This window comes from Deinococcus sp. QL22, from assembly GCF_023370075.1.
Classification (GTDB): Bacteria; Deinococcota; Deinococci; order Deinococcales; family Deinococcaceae; genus Deinococcus.
Map to the genome: position 1 here is coordinate 1,686,653 of NZ_CP097149.1, position 16,663 is coordinate 1,703,315.

The 16,663-nt window shown below is 63.2% G+C and carries 15 protein-coding genes and 1 tRNA gene; 7 read left to right on the forward strand and 9 right to left on the reverse strand.

Features of this window, described 5'->3' with window-relative positions; all coding sequences use genetic code 11:
• Positions 1-104: 104 nt before the first annotated feature.
• Entirely contained in the window at positions 105-1,493 is a 1,389-nt protein-coding gene (locus tag M1R55_RS08370) for an MFS transporter (protein ID WP_249391364.1), read from the reverse strand.
• 78 nt (positions 1,494-1,571) lie between these two features.
• Here M1R55_RS08370 and M1R55_RS08375 point away from each other — a divergent pair, with 78 nt between their 5' ends.
• Complete coding sequence (locus M1R55_RS08375; protein WP_249391365.1) at positions 1,572-1,976, forward strand: GNAT family N-acetyltransferase; 405 nt, start codon at positions 1,572-1,574, stop codon at positions 1,974-1,976.
• 11 nt (positions 1,977-1,987) lie between these two features.
• Here the strand turns inward: M1R55_RS08375 and rnhA are convergent, their stop codons facing one another.
• Positions 1,988-2,548, reverse strand: coding sequence for a ribonuclease HI (rnhA, locus tag M1R55_RS08380; RefSeq protein WP_249391366.1), 561 nt, complete (start codon positions 2,546-2,548; stop codon positions 1,988-1,990).
• A 142-nt stretch (positions 2,549-2,690) separates the two neighbouring features.
• On the opposite strand from rnhA, the gene M1R55_RS08385 reads away from it, so the two are divergent.
• Both M1R55_RS08385 and M1R55_RS08390 read left to right on the forward strand, forming a co-directional pair.
• Complete coding sequence (locus tag M1R55_RS08385) at positions 2,691-3,170, forward strand: DUF4870 domain-containing protein (RefSeq protein ID WP_249391367.1); 480 nt, start codon at positions 2,691-2,693, stop codon at positions 3,168-3,170.
• Positions 3,171-3,245: 75 nt separating this feature from the next.
• Complete coding sequence (locus tag M1R55_RS08390; protein WP_249391368.1) at positions 3,246-4,001, forward strand: PIG-L deacetylase family protein; 756 nt, start codon at positions 3,246-3,248, stop codon at positions 3,999-4,001.
• Positions 4,002-4,061: 60 nt separating this feature from the next.
• Here M1R55_RS08390 and apaG read toward each other — a convergent pair whose 3' ends face one another.
• Complete coding sequence (apaG, locus tag M1R55_RS08395) at positions 4,062-4,457, reverse strand: Co2+/Mg2+ efflux protein ApaG (protein ID WP_249391369.1); 396 nt, start codon at positions 4,455-4,457, stop codon at positions 4,062-4,064.
• A 63-nt stretch (positions 4,458-4,520) separates the two neighbouring features.
• Here apaG and M1R55_RS08400 point away from each other — a divergent pair, with 63 nt between their 5' ends.
• The 3 genes from M1R55_RS08400 (at position 4,521) to M1R55_RS08410 (ending at position 7,634) form a co-directional block, all read left to right on the forward strand.
• Positions 4,521-5,612 carry a M42 family metallopeptidase gene (locus M1R55_RS08400; protein WP_249391370.1) on the forward strand — a complete coding sequence of 364 codons (1,092 nt, stop codon included), beginning with the start codon at positions 4,521-4,523 and terminating at the stop codon, positions 5,610-5,612.
• Positions 5,613-5,673: 61 nt separating this feature from the next.
• Positions 5,674-6,783, forward strand: a complete 1,110-nt coding sequence (menC, locus tag M1R55_RS08405) for an o-succinylbenzoate synthase (RefSeq protein ID WP_249391371.1) — start codon at positions 5,674-5,676, stop codon at positions 6,781-6,783.
• 110 nt (positions 6,784-6,893) lie between these two features.
• Positions 6,894-7,634 carry an acyl-CoA acyltransferase gene (locus M1R55_RS08410; RefSeq protein ID WP_249394173.1) on the forward strand — a complete coding sequence of 247 codons (741 nt, stop codon included), beginning with the start codon at positions 6,894-6,896 and terminating at the stop codon, positions 7,632-7,634.
• Between the two features lie 135 nt (positions 7,635-7,769).
• Here the strand turns inward: M1R55_RS08410 and M1R55_RS08415 are convergent, their stop codons facing one another.
• The 6 genes from M1R55_RS08415 to M1R55_RS08440 all read right to left on the reverse strand — a co-directional run bounded on the left by M1R55_RS08415 (position 7,770) and on the right by M1R55_RS08440 (position 15,178).
• On the reverse strand, positions 7,770-8,378 hold the full coding sequence (locus tag M1R55_RS08415) for a DUF4384 domain-containing protein (RefSeq protein ID WP_249391372.1): 609 nt from the start codon (positions 8,376-8,378) through the stop codon (positions 7,770-7,772).
• Positions 8,379-8,698: 320 nt separating this feature from the next.
• Positions 8,699-8,772, reverse strand: a tRNA-Gln gene (locus M1R55_RS08420).
• A 159-nt stretch (positions 8,773-8,931) separates the two neighbouring features.
• Positions 8,932-11,622 carry a DEAD/DEAH box helicase gene (locus tag M1R55_RS08425; protein WP_249391373.1) on the reverse strand — a complete coding sequence of 897 codons (2,691 nt, stop codon included), beginning with the start codon at positions 11,620-11,622 and terminating at the stop codon, positions 8,932-8,934.
• Between the two features lie 54 nt (positions 11,623-11,676).
• Complete coding sequence (locus M1R55_RS08430) at positions 11,677-12,693, reverse strand: 4Fe-4S dicluster domain-containing protein (RefSeq protein ID WP_249391374.1); 1,017 nt, start codon at positions 12,691-12,693, stop codon at positions 11,677-11,679.
• 244 nt (positions 12,694-12,937) lie between these two features.
• Positions 12,938-14,437, reverse strand: a complete 1,500-nt coding sequence (locus tag M1R55_RS08435; RefSeq protein WP_249394174.1) for a 2-phosphoglycerate kinase — start codon at positions 14,435-14,437, stop codon at positions 12,938-12,940.
• Positions 14,438-14,557: 120 nt separating this feature from the next.
• The gene (locus M1R55_RS08440) at positions 14,558-15,178 is read right to left on the reverse strand and encodes a TetR/AcrR family transcriptional regulator (RefSeq protein ID WP_249391375.1); all 621 of its coding nucleotides are present in this window, start codon (positions 15,176-15,178) and stop codon (positions 14,558-14,560) included.
• A 209-nt stretch (positions 15,179-15,387) separates the two neighbouring features.
• Between M1R55_RS08440 and M1R55_RS08445 the strand changes: the two genes are divergently transcribed.
• Complete coding sequence (locus M1R55_RS08445; RefSeq protein WP_249391376.1) at positions 15,388-16,599, forward strand: VWA domain-containing protein; 1,212 nt, start codon at positions 15,388-15,390, stop codon at positions 16,597-16,599.
• The last annotated feature ends 64 nt before the right edge of the window (positions 16,600-16,663 follow it).

Here is a 16,663-nt window from a genome sequence, read left to right on the forward strand (position 1 = left end):
CTGCACGTCCTTGCAGTTTAAAACAGTCGAAAAAATTCGTGCCAGAGCGTCCTGATTTATGAGAGGGAGACGTCCGTTCTAGGAGCGGCACTGCTGTTGTTTCATCACACCCTGACCGCCGGGCCAGCAGGCTTCAGGGGGTCTTCGACGCGGCGCATGGCAGGGTTCAGCAGTTGCATGGCCGATACCGCTGCCATGGCCAGGCCCGCCCACAGCAACACGCTGCCGGGCGCAAAGCGGGCCGCCAACAACCCCACGATAGCTGTACCGACTGGCACGGTAAATTGCGCGATCAGCCGCCGCACACTGAACACGCGGCCCTGCAATTCACTGGGCACCTGTGTCTGCCAGATGCTCTGAGAATGGGCGTTCATGATCGGGGTCATGATGCCGAATAGGGCAATGGCCGCCGCTGTGAAGACCACCGTTCCGGCCACACCACTGAGGGCCTGTGCCGCGCCCGCCAGCACCATCGGCACCAGCACGCCCAGCACCCGCCGCCGCTTCAGGCCGCCCCACGCGCTGATGAGGAGGCCGCCCGCTAAACCGCCCGCACTCATGGCTGTCCAGAGGGTCGCCAGCCCGGTTTCTACGGTCAGGCCGCGTGCGGCGAGGTCAGGGGCCAGCGTGAATTTGACCAGCAGTGGATGCAACACGCCCACGCCGCTGGTCAGCAGATTCACCGAAGCGAAGGTCAGGAGCAGATGCAGCAGCGGACGGCGGGCCAAGATAAATGTCCAGCCCACGCGCATATCGGCCCACAGGCTGGGTTTGTTGGCGGCCCCTTTGGCAAGGTCGGCCCGCACGGGGCTGGGAATACGGAGCCGCCACACCACCAACGCCGCCACCGCAAAAGACAGGCCGTCTATGGCAAAGGCCAGCGGCACGCCGTTTTGTAGCCCGCTTAACCAGGATGGCCCAACTCCCCCGCTCCGGGCCAGCGCGGGCAGCCCGATCAGCAGCGCCGCCAACGCCGGACTCAGCAGCCCCGACAGGCTCCACAAGGTCTGCATCATGCCGTTGGCACGCGGCAGGCGCTCCCGGCTAACCAACGTGGAATAACTGGTGTCAAACGCCGAGCCGTGAAAGGTGCCCACCAGACCCAGCGCCGCCGTGAACAGCATAAACAGCCAGATGGGAGGGCTGCTGGACAGCACCAACGCCACCGCGCCCGCCGACAGCACGGCGTTCAGCAGGTCACAGGTGAGCATCATGCGGCGGCGATCCAGGCGGTCTGCCAACGCCCCGGCCAGCGGCGCACCCACAATGGCGGCCAACGCCCAGCCCAGCGCCGTGAGGGACAGGGCCGCCGCCAATTCCGGTTTCTGAGATTCCAGCGGAAAGCGGGTCTGGGTCAGGTAGATATTGAAGGCAAACCCGCTGAGGCCGCTGCCCAGCACACTGAGAGCTTGAGAACTCCACAGCCAGAGGAAGGTGCGCCAGCCGCCGTTCGGGTCTAGGGGCGCGGGCGAAACGGGGGAGGCGGGGGGCATGGCTTTAGGGTACGGCTGGGAGGGGAGAGATGGGATAGGCCGGATGGCTTGTGGGGACACAGCCGCCTAAACTCAACTGTGCTTTTCTCCGATCTCACACTCACGCCGGAACTACAGGCCCTGCTGAGGCTCGCCATGTTCCCCGATCCACAGCGGGTGGCTGCCGCGTTGACCGCCTATGCGAATGATCCAACCCGGCTCGTCTTCGATTGGAGCCTGCGCGGGCAACTGGTCAGTGCGGCGGGCGTTCAGGTCAGCGGAAACGCGGCAGAGGTGCTGCATATCGGTACAGCGGCACACATTAGAGGGCAGGGCTACGGGCGGGATTTGCTGCACGGCATTCGGGCGCACCTCGGGGTAATGACCTTGAGCGCGGACACCGACGGACAAGCCGTAGATTTTTATCGCCAAAGCGGATTTGAGGTTGTTGCTTTGCCTCCGGCATGGGGCACGCCGCGTTTTCGGTGCACCTTAAGCAGCTGACCGTCTTCTGTTCACCCCGCCCGCAACTTTTTGCGTTCCTGTACGGCCAGCACGTCTACCCGCTCGTTCTCGCCGTGTCCGGCGTGGCCCTTGACCCACACAAACGTCAGCGTGTGGATTTTGGCCTGCTCAATCAGTTCTTCCCACAACTCCTGATTTTTCACCGGTTCTTTGCTGGCGGTTTTCCAGCCGTTGCGCTGCCAGTTCAGAATCCAGCCGTCGGTGAAGGCCTTGCGGAGGTACTGGCTGTCGGTGATCACGCGAACCTGGCAGGGACGTTTCAGGCTTTTCAGGCCTTCCAGCAGGCCGCGCAACTCCATGCGGTTGTTGGTGGTGTTCTCCTCGTTGCCGCTGAGTTCCAGTTCGCGCTCGCCAAAACGCAGAATGCAGGCCCAGCCGCCGTGTCCGGCCTGCGTATCGCACGCGCCGTCGCTGAACAGGTCAATCTGTTCGCCCGCAATCGGCACGGCGGGCTGAATGCCTGCTTTGATCGGCATCCGGTCACGCGCCGCGCTCTCTGCCTTTTTAGCGGCGGATTTCTTGAAGGGGGCTTTGCTGCTTGGTCTGGTCATACGGACTGGCTCCGATTCCCAATCATCCAGAAGGGTTTGCTACTCGGCTGGGCAGCTTTGCAAGCCGGAAACGCCCACGACTCCTCGCAATTTCTTGTCATAACCCCGGAACTGTAGACACCTGCGCCGCGTAACGTCAACTATGAGCCTGCCGCCCTCGTCCTTTTCTGCCCCTACCACTCTGCCCGAGCCGGAGCGCACACCCGCCATCCTGATTCACCTGTCGCCGCTGGCCGGCCTGCTGCTACCCACCATCGGCAATCTGCTGGGGCCGCTGCTGGCGTGGCTGGTGTACCGAGACCGCAGCCGCACGCTAGACGCGCAGGGCAAAGAAGCCCTGAATTTTCAACTGAGTCTGTGGCTATACGGCGTCATCATTACCGTGCTGGCGTTCGGCCTGTTCAGTGTGGGTCTGGTGGGCGGCGCAGTCGGCGCGGCGGTGGGCAGCCCTGACGCCGGAGCTTTTGCCTTTTTCGGGGCCTTCGCCGGGTTTTTCGCCTTCTATCTGCCCATCATGTTGGTGTTGTTTTTGCTGCCACTGGTGCTGATGCTGGTCGCGGTGGTGCGCGTCAGCAGTGGGCGGGCTTATAGGTATCCGCTGACGATTCGGTTTATTCGGTAGTCGGCAAGGAGCGCCAATGCCTCAGCCAACGCCCCATTCTCTCCTTCCTGCCCACCACTGCCCTATCCTTACCTCATGCGAATCATGGCGGTTTTTGCCCACCCGGATGACGAGATCGGCTGCATGGGCACGTTGGCACAGCACGCGGCGCGGGGCGATGAAGTCATGTTGGTCTGGACGACCCTGGGTGAGTTGGCCTCGCAATTTGGCGACGCCTCGCACGAGGAGGTGACGCGGATTCGGCGCGAACACGGCGCTTGGGTGGCCGGGCGCATCGGGGCGCAGCACCACTTTTTCGATATGGGCGACAGCCGCATGACCGGAAACCGCGCCGAAGCCCTGCAACTGGCCCGCCTGTACGCCCGTTTCCGGCCCAATGCGGTGATTACCTGGAGCGACGACCACCCGCACCCCGACCACCGTATGACCGCCAAAATCGCCTTCGACGCCATTACGCTGGCCCGCATTCCCAAAATCGTGACCGGGGCAGGCGGCGCGTCCAGCCCACCGGCTCCCCATCTGGGCGGGGGCGGCGGCAGCATAGAAAGCGGCGAGGATGTGTCGCGGTTGCAGGCGTGGCGCGATCCCATCCGGTTTTACCAGTACTACGCGCCTGCCAGCCCCTACCCCGAAGTCCTGACCGATGTCAGCGACAGCATAGAAGTGGCCGCCGAAGTGATGTCCTTCTACCACGACTTTTACAAGTGGGCCTGGACAGCAGAGCAGTTCCGCGAAGGCCGCGCCCAGTTGGGCCGCATGGCAGGCGTCAAGTACGCCGAGCGCTTCAATCTGCGGGCGTCGCATTTGCGGGCGCGGCCCTATCTGGATTAGCGGGGGTTGCTCTTAGCCCTTCCTCCGAGCCTTAAACAAAGCACCAGGCAACGAAGCACCCTAGTTCAGCACCCGCTGCCCCGGCACATCCAGCACGAACGGCGGAATAATAGCCTTGCCCGCCGCACCCCAGGCGTCCCGCAGTCCGTAATGGCCCTGCATGACGCCGGGGGTGTCCTGCACGGTCACGAAGGAATCGTAGACATACACGGCTCCGGGGGCCAGGTGAGGTTGCTGTCCGACCACGCCGTCGCCGTCCACGGTGGTTTCACGCCCGCCTGCATCCACTATTTTCCAGTGCCGGGTCAGCAGTTGCCACGTCTGATCAGAGTGATTCTCTATGGTAATGACATACGAAAAGGCGTGCCGTCCGGGTTGGCTGTGCGCGGCCAGATACTGGACTTCCACGCGCACGCGGACGTCTGGGTCGGCTGGAAGGAGCGGGGAGTCGGTCATCCGGCCAGAATACCGGGCCACAGCCTGGACGAAGAATGCACAAACACGTTTAGACTCAGGCGCATGAGTCAACCCGCAGATGGACAGTCCGCAGATCAGCAGTCCGGCCCGATCATCAACCTGGAGTTCCTGTTCAAGCTGCTGTCTGTAGCTGCCCCCAGCGGTTCCGAGCGCCGCGCCGCCGACGTGTGGAAGCGTGAGGCCACCGCCTTTGCCCGCGTCTCCGAAGACCATTTCGGCAACGTGTACGCCGAAGTCGGGCCGGAAGGTGCGCCCACGATTGCGCTGATGGGGCACTTGGACGAAATCGGCCTGATCGTGTCGCACGTCAGCGACGAGGGCTTCCTGAGCGTGCTGGGTGTGGGCGGCTGGGATCCGCAAGTGTTGGTGGGCCAGCGGGTGCGTCTGCTTGCGCCGGGCGGGGACCTGCTGGGCGTCATCGGCAAAAAGGCCATTCATGTCATGGAGGCCGAGGAACGCACCAAAGCCAGCAAGCTGGAAGACCTCTGGATCGATGTGGGCCTGGACAAAGACACCGTGAAGGCCCGCATTCCGATTGGTACGGTGGCCGTGATCGAGCAGATGCCCGTGATGATCGGAGACAAGATCGTGAGCCGCGCACTCGATAACCGCGTGGGCGCATTCATCGTGCTGGAGGCGCTGCGGGCGGTGGCGGGCCACGACCTGAAGCACCGCGTGGTGGCCGTAGGAACCAGTCAGGAAGAGATCGGCGCGTTTGGGGCACAGGTGGGCGGCTACCTGCTGAACCCGGTGGCGGGCATCGCCGTAGACGTGACCCACGAAACCAAGCAGCCCGGCGTCAGCGAGAAGAAATACGGCGTGGTGCCGTTCGGATCGGGGGCAAACCTGAGTGTCAATCCCCTCAGCAGCCCGGCCCTGAACCGCGCCCTGATTGACGCGGCGGGCGCGGAACATATCCCCTACACTCTCAGCGCCGCTGGACGCTACAGCGGCACCGACGCCGATACCCTGACGTTGGTGCGTTCGGGCGTGCCGACGGCGGTGGTCAGTATTCCCAACCGCTACATGCATTCGCCCAGCGAAATGGTAGACGCCCGCGACGTGAAAGCCTGCACCGACATCATTGCGGCGTGGCTGCGGCGTGTGGGCACCGACGAGAACTGGGGGCGGTAATGGCTGCCCCCACTCAGGAGTTAAGGCTATCAAGCGCCGCTGAGCGGGCATACTGATATCTATGCTGCGTATCGAGGCCGCCGAAATCATCGTTGTACGTTTGCCCCTGAAATTCCGGTTCGAAACGAGTTTTGGGGTGCAAACGGAAAAAGTGGTGCCGCTGTTGGTGTTGCATGGCGGCGGCCTGCAAGGATTGTCGGAAGGCACGATGGAATTTGCGCCCATGTACCGCGAAGAAACCATTGCGGGCGGCCTTCATCTGCTCAAAGAAGTGTTCCTGCCGCGCATTCTGGGCAAAACCTTTGCCAACCCGGAAGACTTGGAGGCCGCGCTGGGCGGGTTCCGGGGCAACAAGATGGCGCGGGCGATGGTGGAAATGGCCGCGTGGGACTTGTGGGCACGCATGCTGGACGTGCCGCTGGGCACGCTGCTCGGGGGCCGCAAAACAGAGGTCGAAGTGGGCGTCAGCCTCGGCATTCAGCCCGATGAAGCCGCGACGGTGGACGTGGTGCGGCGGCATGTGGAGCAGGGCTACCGCCGCATCAAGCTCAAGATCAAGCCAGGCTGGGACATTCAGCCGGTACGGGCCACCCGCGAAGCCTTCCCCGACATTCGCCTGACGGTGGACGCCAACAGCGCCTACACGCTGGCAGATACGGGCCGCCTAAGGGCGCTGGATGAATTCGGCCTGACCTATATCGAGCAGCCGTTGGCGTGGGATGACCTGATCGACCACGCCACCTTGCAGGCCCGCCTGACCACGCCGCTGTGCCTGGATGAATCCATTACCACCGCGCAGGACGCCCGCAAAGGCCTCGCGCTGGGGGCGGGCGGCGTGATTAATGTAAAGGTAGCGCGGGTGGGTGGACATGCCGAAGCGCGGCGCGTTCACGACATCTCGCAGGCGTTCGGTGCGCCCGTGTGGTGCGGCGGCATGCTGGAAAGTGGCGTGGGCCGCGCCCACAACATCCACCTGTCTACCCTCCCCAATTTCACCCTGCCCGGCGATACCAGCAGTGCCAGCCGCTACTGGGCCACCGACGTGATCAATGAACCGCTGGAAGCGGTGGACGGCCTGATGCCTGTGCCTACTGGCCCCGGCATCGGCGTGACCCTGAACCGCGAATTCGTCGCCAGCATCGCGGAACTGCATGAGGAGCGCACCGCTTGACCCAGGAATCGCCCCTCACCACTGATGTCAGCAACACTGCCCACACCAACACTGAGCCGCGCACCCCCACGCGCCCCTACGCCATCCGCGACGTGACCGATCCCTGGGCTATGCGTGCGCTAGAAGACGTGCAGGTGGACGCTTGGGGCTACTCTGACCGCGAGTTGACACCGGGAACCCTGTTCCGAATCAGTGCCATGACAGGCGGAATCGTAGTGGCCGCTTACCCGGTAGACGAAGGCAACCCCGCCCCAGTGGGCTTTGCGTTCGGTTTTCCGGCGTTGTCGGGCGAGCGCATCTGGCACCATTCGCATCTGCTGGCCGTGCACCCTGAGTGGCGCGGCTCTGGCATGGCAGTGGCCCTGAAACTGGCCCAGCGAGAACGCGCTGTGCGGCAAGGATTAACCCGTATGACCTGGACATTCGACCCGTTGGTGGCCCGCAACGCCCGCCTGAATTTGGGCAAGTTGGGCGCAACTGTGACCAGTTACCACGCTGACTGGTACGCCCTGGAAGATGACCGTGCTGCGGCTTTTCCCGCCGACCGCCTGATGGCCGAATGGGACTTGACACAGCCCCACGCCGACCGTCCCGCTCCGCCAGCACGCGGGCAAGTGGCGCTCGAAGCACGCGAGCACAGCCAGGAACCCGGCGCAACCCGGCTGTATTTGGCCGGAAACCGTCTGCTGGCCGAGGTCCCTACACGCGCCGAAACCCTACCTGAACCCGTGCGCCTGATGTGGCGGCACGCACTCAGGGACGTGCTCAGTTCCTACCTTGCACGCGGCTACACAGTCACGGATTTGGCACGGTCGGGGCATAGGGCCTATTACGTTCTGAGCAAGGAATAGGCGCTGAGCCATCGGAAGTGATGAGTTGTCAGTGGAAAGGTTAAAAGAAGAAACCAAAAGGGAAGGAACGCAGCTTAAATGGCGTTCCTTCCCTCAGTTTCCACGTCCTACAACCTACACAGGACGCAAAGCGGCTCAGTAGACGTTGTAAAACGCCGTATCGCTGACCCAATCCTGCTGAGGGACGGGCTGGGCAATGGGATTGACCACGATGCTCAGCGCCTGCGCCAGGCGTTCGGGGGTCTGGGGCTTCACGGTGGCAAAGCTCTGACCCTGCTGGTAGCTGCTCAGTTCCGAGAGGTTCAGGGCGCGGCGGCTGGCAATGACCAGCACCCGGTTTTGTCCGCTGGGGCCAGTGATATCAAAAGTAAACTGGTCGCCTGTGGCCGGGAAAGCGCGGGTGGTTCCGGCCCGCACATAGTTGCTGGCGCTGATGCGGTTGGGCAAAATCTGGTCGGTGGTGCCGTCGGGGTTCACGTTGAACAGGTACACGTAGGCGTTTTCGTTAACGGTGGTGTACAGCGTAATGCGGTCACCGACGCTGTAGTTGGGCACGCGGGTGCCGCTGGTGTCGCGGTCTACCCACACGCGGGCCGTCAGGTTGGTCTGCACCGGGTTCACGATGATGCTCTGGGCGCTCAGGCGCGGCGTAGCAAAGGCGGGGGCTGACACGCTGCTCAGGGCGAGGGCGCTCACGGCAGTCAGCAGGGCAATTTTTTTGGATAAGGTTTTGAGGGTAGACATGAGGCAACCTCCGGGGTTGGGGGTGCACCTTTAGCGTCGGGTCTGTCCCAGCGCGTCTTTTCGGTGCGTTCTTTGTGCCCTTACAGTAGGCCCGCATACCTGACTCACCGTGAAGCCACGCTGACTCAAGATGAGACGCAGCGCATTCGGTCTCATGTAAGAGTGCAAACCGCCTAACACTAAAGGCCGCGTCAGAAATGTGACCGAGTTAATGATCGTGGCGGCACAATGGGTACGTACGGTGGGTGCATGCCGAACAAAGACAAGGGAGCAATCAGGCATGAGAAGAGGCGGCCCCCACTTGGAGAGCCGCCTGTTTGTGGCAGGGATACTAGGATTCGAACCTAAACTAACAGATCCAAAATCTGTTGTGCTGCCATTACACCATATCCCTAAACCTTAACTGCCCTGTGTCTGGTTTTTAGGGATGTCGCCACCCCGAAACACATGACCCACGCCGCCTTAAACCGAACGGCGAACCAGAGTATAGACATGAAAGGCGCAGGGGGTCAACAGGGGAGCGCACATCTGCCCGGTTTCTGCCCTGTGGGAGTTATTGAGAAGTTCGTCCGCCCCGTCCTGCACGCGCTGCTGGCCCCGGCACCACCGTCAGCCCTGCGTAGGCCAGCAGCAGGCGTTTTTGGCCCACGCCGGGAAAATAGATCAAGACTTCGCGCCGGTCTCCCGCATGCGAGCCGCCCATAAACACGCCCTCACCGAACTTGGGATGATTCACCCGCAACGGATCGGTGCTGCTGACGGCCCGCTGCAATTCGCGGCTGGGAATGCCGAGACGGGCGCTGACTTCGGGCAGAGATAGGCCGTGCAGATCCAGCAATTCGCGGGCTTGCAGGGGCCAGGCGGCGGGCAGAGCGGGCGCGGTGTCAGGTAGGGGGGCGGCGTCCTGCACGTGTGCGGTGGATTCCAGGCCAAACAATCCTTGCAGCAGCGCGTGGGTGGCGGCCTTGTCGGTGGGGCGGCGCTCCCCGCTGGGCAAAAAGGGCGCGAAACAACGGCTGACCGCGATGCACTCGTAGCACCCTTTGGGGCCAGTGCAACAGGTTTTGGCGGTCAGTTGGTAGGCGCGGGCCAGCAGATCATCCATGCCCTCAAAGGCGCGGCGCGACACGCCTAGGCCCCCCAACCAATCGTCGTAGAGGAAAAAGTAGGTATCCCGGCCCTCACGGAAAGCCCCGGCGAGGTCGCCCTCATCGCAGGCCACCCGCTCCGGCGTCACTTTTTGCAGCAGGTGCTTCAGCGTATGGGCTACGGCGGTGGGGCGCTCGGTGGCTGCCGGATCTAGCCCCACTTCCAGCGCACTGGTACGGAAGGGCGGGAGTTCCAGCGGTTTGTCGTACAGGTGTTCGCTGAGTTTGTGATCCTGCATGCGGTCCTGAATGCGGCCCCCACAGGCGCGGCAGGTGCGTTCGCTGGGGCCGGGATCGCGGTCACACCCGCTGCACACGCGCTCGAAGACCTGGCGCATCATGGAAAATCCGGTGTAGCGGCGGCGAATAATGACCTCTCCGTGTCGGTAGGCCAGCGGCCCGCGCCGCACCCAATCGCCCATTTTGGCGGGCTGCACGTCTATGCTGTACAGCCCCCGCGTGAACAGATTGGCCGCCTCGAACTTTTCGACGATGATGGCCGTTCCGGGCGAATGTTCCTCCCAGCGCAGCACCTTGTAGCCCTGCCCGTCCAGCGAAAACACCGCCCCCTCATGCTTTTCGGTGAGCGCGTAGTGCTGGCTGGGCGATTCCAGCGGCGAGTCGAAGCAGCGCATGCCCCGCGTGGCCCAATCGGCGACCTCTATGACGGCAAATTTGGCACTGCCCTCGCCGCGCAGGTTCCAGTAGCGCGGCGAGGGCAGGTTCTCGGAGGGCAGGCCCGCCGCCCGGAATTCCTCCTGCCCACGCTGCCGATGCCGAGGCGACAGATAAGGATTGCCTGCCTCCACCACAGCCTTTTCAATCTGGCCCTTCACCAGTTCATGAAAGTTACCAGTGTTGCTGTAAAAGGCGTCTACAGGCTGCGGCACGCCCTGATCGTTCAGCGCGGGGAGGTACAGCACCAGCCCCGGAGCTACCCGCCCGGCCCGGCCCGCCATCTGCCGAAAGGCCATGCGTGAGCCGGGGTAGCCGTCGATGATCACGATTTCCAGATCCCCGATGTCCACGCCTGCTTCGAGCGCGTTGGTGGCAAACATGACGCCGCTGGAGGCCCGCCGGAACTCTGACAGGCGGCCTTCGCGGTCGCTGGTGCCCGCCATATACAGGTGCGCGGCGCGGGCGTAGCGCGGTTGGGCGCGGTAGGTAGAATAGAGCCGTGCGGCGCGGGAACGGCCCCGAAAAAAGGCCAGCACCTTCAGGCCGTGCGCCGTACTGGCATTCATCACAGCGTCCCAGAAGCGGCGCGGCTGCCCTCTGTGGTCGGCCAGATAGTAGCGTTTGCCGTGCCGCGCCGCGCCCGATTCGCAGACCTCCACGGCGTCTATGCCCACTAATTCGCGGGCAAATTCGGCGGGGTTGCCGATGGTGGCGGTGCTCAGAATGACCTGCGGAGTAGCTCCCAGCGCCCGCGCCAAATCCAGCAGGCGGCGCAGCATCCCGGCTACCTCGGAGCCAAAGCCGCCCCGGTAGGTGTGAGCCTCGTCCAGCACCACGAAAGCCAGTTTGGACAGGAAGGCCCGCACTTTGGGATGCGTCAGCGACCAATGCAGCTTGTCGGGCGTGGCCGTGACCATCCGCACGCCGTCCTTAAACACGTCGGCGGGCTGTGCGCCTCCCTGAAACGCCTCAATCTGCCAATCGAACTTTCCCCCATCGCGGAAGGCGTTCAGCTTGTCGCGCTGATCCTGGCCCAAGGCCACCAGTGGATAGATGAACAGTGCAGTGGCCTCTGGATTGGCCTCTAGCCGCTCGAACACCGCCGGGAAAAACGCGCCCGTTTTGCCGCTGGCGGTGGGTGTGGTCACGATCACATGCTCGCCTGCGTGCATCAGGCGGTAGGTGTCGGCCTGATGGCGGTACACGTCAGCAAAGCCGAAGCCGCGCCGCACGGCTTCTGTCCAGCCCAGATCGGCAGCTTTCACCGTGTTGGCAGGTACGGCCTCATCCTCATGCAACAAGGCCACGCCCCCGCCCAGAATCTCGCGCAGGAAGCCCTCTAGGCGGGCGTAGCGCGTGGACTGTGTGGCAAAAGGATCAGGCCCAAGCTGATCGAGAAGGGAGCGGGCAGACAGCACCCCATCAGTGTAGGCCGAAGGGTCAGCAGGGCGCAGGGGGACGGGTTACGGTGGTTACAGCATCCCCTCGCTCTCACGCAGCAAAATCGGCGCACGGAAGGCGGCAGGCAGCCATTCTTCCTGCGGCTGCATGGCGTCGGGCGGGCAGGAATGCACGCAGGCCATACAGCCGGTGCAGGCGCTCAGGTTCAGCAGCAATTGCACGCCACCTTCAGGCTGAAGCTCGCGGGTAATGGCGCTCGTGGGGCATACGTTGGCGCACACCGGGCAGTTGATGCACTTGTCGTCCACCAGCGGGGCAGGCCAGTACACGCCCGCGTCTTCGGGTGGGGCAGGTTTCAGCGTGCGCTCTCGCCAGCGCCACTCTTCTGGAGTGCGTTCGGCGGGCACGCTCCAGTCCACAAAGGGCAGGGGTTGGTCGGGAATGGCCTGCACCAGTTGCTGCTTTCCGGCCCGGAACAGGCTGGCAAAGGCACCCCGGCGCGACATCTGCACGTCGCGGCCCTTGTCGTCTTCGGTGGCGGGCCGCACCGTCACGCGGGCAGGCTGTCCCGTGCTTGCCCGCAGGCGTTGCGCCTCGTCTACCACGCGATTCAGGCGTTCGGGCACATCGGGCGCACCGACGGGGCAGGCCGCACAGTCGCCGTGAATCAGGTGCAGAGGCAAGTCCCACACGCCCGACGCCGCCACCAGTGCTGGCGTGACCCGGCCCAGGCACGGAAGCTGTGGCCCGCCCGCCCCACTTTGCGAGCAGGTCAGGGTGGCGTCTTCCTGCGGCCTGCCTGTCACGCTGCTGCGTTGGTCGCTCACGGCTTGCAGCGGCCCCTGAAGGTCGTATTCCAGCGCCCCGGACGGGCACACCTGCACGCACAATCCGCACCCGGTACACAGGTCGGGCAGCACGGTAATCGAGTTGCCCAGCATCCCCACCGCAATCGCCTCGTGCGGGCAGGTGGTGTGGCACGCGTCGCAGCCGCCCACCGCTTGCCGCTCCAGCAGGCAGCGTGGCCCGGTATAGCGCGGCGTCAAATTTCCCATGTCCCCCAGGCGGGACAGTACCCCTTGCAACATAGCCGGAGTCTAGCGGGCAGCCAGCGGGAAGTCTGCGAGGTTGGTGGGGGTGGACTGATGGGGGAGAGACGAGAGCTTGCGCCTCCATCTGCCCTGGACGTCACCTGCGAAGGTCAGTAGCGTGAGGCTACGGCTCTAGCTGGATTCGTCCGACGGATTGGCTGCCCTGCCGTCCAGCACGGTCAATTCTGATCCAGACTCAGCCCGCCCAGATTCAGCCAGCGCAGACTAAGCTAGTCCAGTCCTAAGCTAGCCCAGTCTCGCCCAAGCCTGATTCCCCCAGCCCAGATTCTCCCAGCAACACCGTGCGTTCGTCCGGCGTCAGGGCCACCATCACCCGGCTCAGCACCACGTCTACAGCCTGTTCCGCGCTCTCATCCAGCGTCAGACCGTCCAGCAGAGGCACGTCTAGGTCGCGGGCCAGTCCTTCCAGGTAGTCCTGCATGGTACGAATCTCGCCAAAGTAGCGCATGTAGCGGTGCAGTGGGCGGCTTGCGGCGGTTTCCTCATCGCGGCTCTCGAAGTGGCGGCGGTGTTCAGATTCGCTGGGCAGCGTGACCAACATGGGCACCACCAAAGCCCCGGCAAAAGCGTCGGCCCGCAGGTAGCCGGGCACCAGATGCACGCCCTCCAGCACCACGCTCGTGCCTTCTTCTATGCTTCGGCGCACCACCGCCGACAGGCCCACGCTAACCTGCTGTACCTGCTCGCGGAATCCGGCCAGGAGTGCGTCGCGGGTGGGGTGCTGGGGCGGCGTGTGTCCGGGCGGCACCAGGGCTTCCCAGGCATTAAAGGTACTGGCGTGCAGCGTGGGCACCAGCGCCGGAGACACCATGGCCCGCATGACCTGCCGGATGGAATCGGTGCTGACGACCCGCGCAATGCCCAAGCGGTAAGCAATTTCAGCGGCCAGAAAGCTTTTGCCCGTGCCACTGACTCCGCCCAGCAGTACCACCAGCGGGCGTGGTGGTTGCCGAATTACGCGCAGCAGGCGGTAGCGGGCGCTGACATCCGGGCCTACCTCGTCGCGCAGCAGCATCTCCACCTTTTCGCGGATGGCGTGGCGGCGCACTACCCGGTCATCGGCCCCGCGCAAATCGCGCTGGGTAATGCGGGCCACCTTGCGGGCCACGTCGGGTGCCACGCCTGCGGCCAGCAGCGACTGCACCAGCAACCCCTTGGAAAACGGACTGGGAGCACTGCCGTCCTCGCTGACCACACCCAATTTGCCCCGGTTGTGGCGCAAAAAACGGTAGGTCAGCCGCATGTGTGCGCCGTATTGCCTTTCCAGGGTGCGTTCGGTCAGGTCGTCTATGGCGTCGGCACTCAGCGAGCGCAGGCCCGATTGCCGCATCTGCACGTCCACGGCGCTGGCGGTGGCATAGGCGTCGCGCTGAGACAGCCCCGCGTCTTCCAGCGTGCGGGCCAACACGCCCCGGCTAAAAGGCAATTCACCCTTTTTGGCGATCACCATGATGTCCACAAAGGCTGGGGTCTGCTGCCGGGCAGCTTCTGCCACAGTTTCGCCCGCCACATCCCGCGCCACCTCGACCACCAGAGCCTGCAATTCATCCGGACCGACCAGAATTCGCCGCGCGGCCCGGAGTTGCTGCTCGACCCGCCGCGCCACTGCTGCCGCCACCACGCCCGACGCCCCCGCATTGATCAGCGATTCCACCACCAACCCCCGGCTAAAGGGCCAGGAGTGACGGGAAGTTCCGACGGTCAATTCAGGCAGGGTCAAGGGCGAATACCTCGGAGGGAGAGGAGCAGCGGGAGGGGCACGGGCCAACCGGGGCAGTCTACCCGCCCCGGTCTTTCAAGATGCCTACATTGTTGGGAGTTGGGCGCAGTTCCCGGTGTCCTAGTTGCGCGCCACCGGCTCCCGCCGCAGAGCGCCTTCCAGCAGCAGCGTCAGCGCCAGCCGCATTTCTTCTTGCAGGGTGCGCTCGGTGCCGTAGGCACTCCAGCGCAGGGCCACCATCAGGTAGGTATCGGCAATCAGGTTGCTGATGCGTTGCAGGCTCAGGTCGGTTCGCATCTGCCCCGCCTGATGCAGTGGGCGCAGGATCAGTTCGATGACCTTGCTGAGCGGCAATGCCTGATACGCGGTGCGGGCGCGTTCGGGGTTGGGGTTCATGACCTCGTAGGCCAGCGGTGGAAACAGGTCACGCTCGCGGGAGTTCTCCTCGGCCAGCAGATCCCAGACCTCGTACAGCACAGTCAGGGGCGGCACATGTTCCTTCAGGCGTGCCTCGGCATGGTCACGCAGGCGGGTCATCACTTCGCTGCCGTAATCTAGCAACACGGCTTCTTTGTAAGGATAGTAGTTAAAGAAAGTGCCGCGAGAAACATTGCTGGCTTTGGCAATATCGGTGGCCGTGGTGGTTTGAAAACCGCCCCGTTTAAACAAATCAATAGCCACGCTGTAAATGCGGGCGCGGCGACGTTCCTTCTGGCGCTCCCTCAGCGACGACGAATCCATACCGGGCAAGATAGCGCGTCCTGAGTTCAAAATTGCACCCTGTACAAAAACGGGGAGTGGGAAGTGGGTAGGAGTGAGTGGGAAAGGCAAAAAAGCCAACAATGGTTGTTATCTTTTCCCACTCCCCACTCACCGCTCTCTACTCACGTCTTCTCAACAACCTGCCCTACCGTTACAAATGCCGCCTCCCACAAGCGCCATGCTGTGGTATGGCACGCCTGACGCGGTACAGCAAGTTTGAGGGTGAACTGGATCAGCTCGATTCTTCGGAACTGATGCAGATGATTCAGGAAGCGCTGTTGGGGCAGGGCATGAACGATCCCTACGACCCCGATCCCAACACGCGGCCCAGCATGGACGACCTGTTCGACGCCATTTTAGAGGCGCTGGCCGAGCGCAACATGATTCCCGAAGACCTGCTGATGGAAGCCATGCAGTCTGAGGACGTGCGCGAAACCAAGTTGGGCGAGCAGATTCAGACCTTGATGGACAGGCTGCAACAAGACGGCTTTATCCGCAAGGAATTTGACGATGAAGATGGGCAGGGCGGGCAGGGTCAGTCCGGCGAGTCCAAATTTCAACTGACGGATAAAAGCATCGACTTTTTGGGTTACAAGTCGCTGCGTGACCTGATGGGCGGGCTGGGCCGCAGCAGCGCGGGCGCACACGATACCCGCGAGTATGCGTCGGGTGTAGAAATGACCGGCGAGCTGAAGAGCTACGAGTTTGGCGACACGCTGAACCTCGACACCACTGCCACGCTGGGCAACGTGATGGGCAAAGGTGTGGAGAATCTGGAGGAGTCGGATCTGGTGATCCGGCAGGCCGAATACAACTCCAGCGCAGCCACCATCGTGCTGCTGGACTGCTCTCACTCGATGATCCTGTATGGCGAAGACCGCTTTACACCCGCCAAGCAGGTGGCGTTGGCGTTGGCCCACCTGATCCGCACCCAGTACCCCGGCGATACTGTGAAATTCGTGTTGTTTCACGACAGTGCTGAAGAAGTCACAGTGAGCAAGCTGGCACAGGCGCAGATCGGGCCGTACCACACCAATACGGCGGGCGGGCTGCGTTTGGCCCAGCAACTGCTGAAGCGCGAAAACAAGGACATGAAGCAGATCGTGATGATCACGGACGGCAAGCCCAGTGCCCTCACGCTGCCCGATGGCCGGATTTACAAAAATGCGTATGGCCTCGATCCCTACGTGCTGGGCGCGACCCTGCGCGAGGTCGCCAACTGCCGCCGCAGCGGGATTCAGGTCAATACCTTCATGCTGGCCCGCGACCCCGATCTGGTGGGCTTCGTGCGCCGCGTCAGCGAAATGACACGCGGCAAGGCCTACTTCACCACGCCGCAGAATATCGGCCAGTATGTACTGATGGATTTTGTGACCAACAAGACCAAGATGGTGAACTAGGGAAATCGGGACGGCGTAATGAAGGAAAGAGTGTAGATCGTGGGGAAGGTAAACCACGATCCAC

Excerpts from the sequence above, each read along its gene's own strand:
- M1R55_RS08370 (WP_249391364.1), bottom strand. The coding sequence starts at position 1,493 with ATGCCCCCCGCCTCCCCCGTTTCGCCCGCGCCCCTAGACCCGAACGGC.
- M1R55_RS08440 (WP_249391375.1), bottom strand. The coding sequence starts at position 15,178 with ATGGATTCGTCGTCGCTGAGGGAGCGCCAGAAGGAACGTCGCCGCGCC.
- menC (WP_249391371.1), top strand. The coding sequence starts at position 5,674 with ATGCTGCGTATCGAGGCCGCCGAAATCATCGTTGTACGTTTGCCCCTG.
- rnhA (WP_249391366.1), bottom strand. The coding sequence starts at position 2,548 with ATGACCAGACCAAGCAGCAAAGCCCCCTTCAAGAAATCCGCCGCTAAA.
- M1R55_RS08400 (WP_249391370.1), top strand. The coding sequence starts at position 4,521 with ATGAGTCAACCCGCAGATGGACAGTCCGCAGATCAGCAGTCCGGCCCG.
- M1R55_RS08430 (WP_249391374.1), bottom strand. The coding sequence starts at position 12,693 with ATGTTGCAAGGGGTACTGTCCCGCCTGGGGGACATGGGAAATTTGACG.
- M1R55_RS08445 (WP_249391376.1), top strand. The coding sequence starts at position 15,388 with ATGGCACGCCTGACGCGGTACAGCAAGTTTGAGGGTGAACTGGATCAG.
- M1R55_RS08385 (WP_249391367.1), top strand. The coding sequence starts at position 2,691 with ATGAGCCTGCCGCCCTCGTCCTTTTCTGCCCCTACCACTCTGCCCGAG.
- apaG (WP_249391369.1), bottom strand. The coding sequence starts at position 4,457 with ATGACCGACTCCCCGCTCCTTCCAGCCGACCCAGACGTCCGCGTGCGC.
- M1R55_RS08415 (WP_249391372.1), bottom strand. The coding sequence starts at position 8,378 with ATGTCTACCCTCAAAACCTTATCCAAAAAAATTGCCCTGCTGACTGCC.
- M1R55_RS08410 (WP_249394173.1), top strand. The coding sequence starts at position 6,894 with ATGCGTGCGCTAGAAGACGTGCAGGTGGACGCTTGGGGCTACTCTGAC.
- M1R55_RS08390 (WP_249391368.1), top strand. The coding sequence starts at position 3,246 with ATGCGAATCATGGCGGTTTTTGCCCACCCGGATGACGAGATCGGCTGC.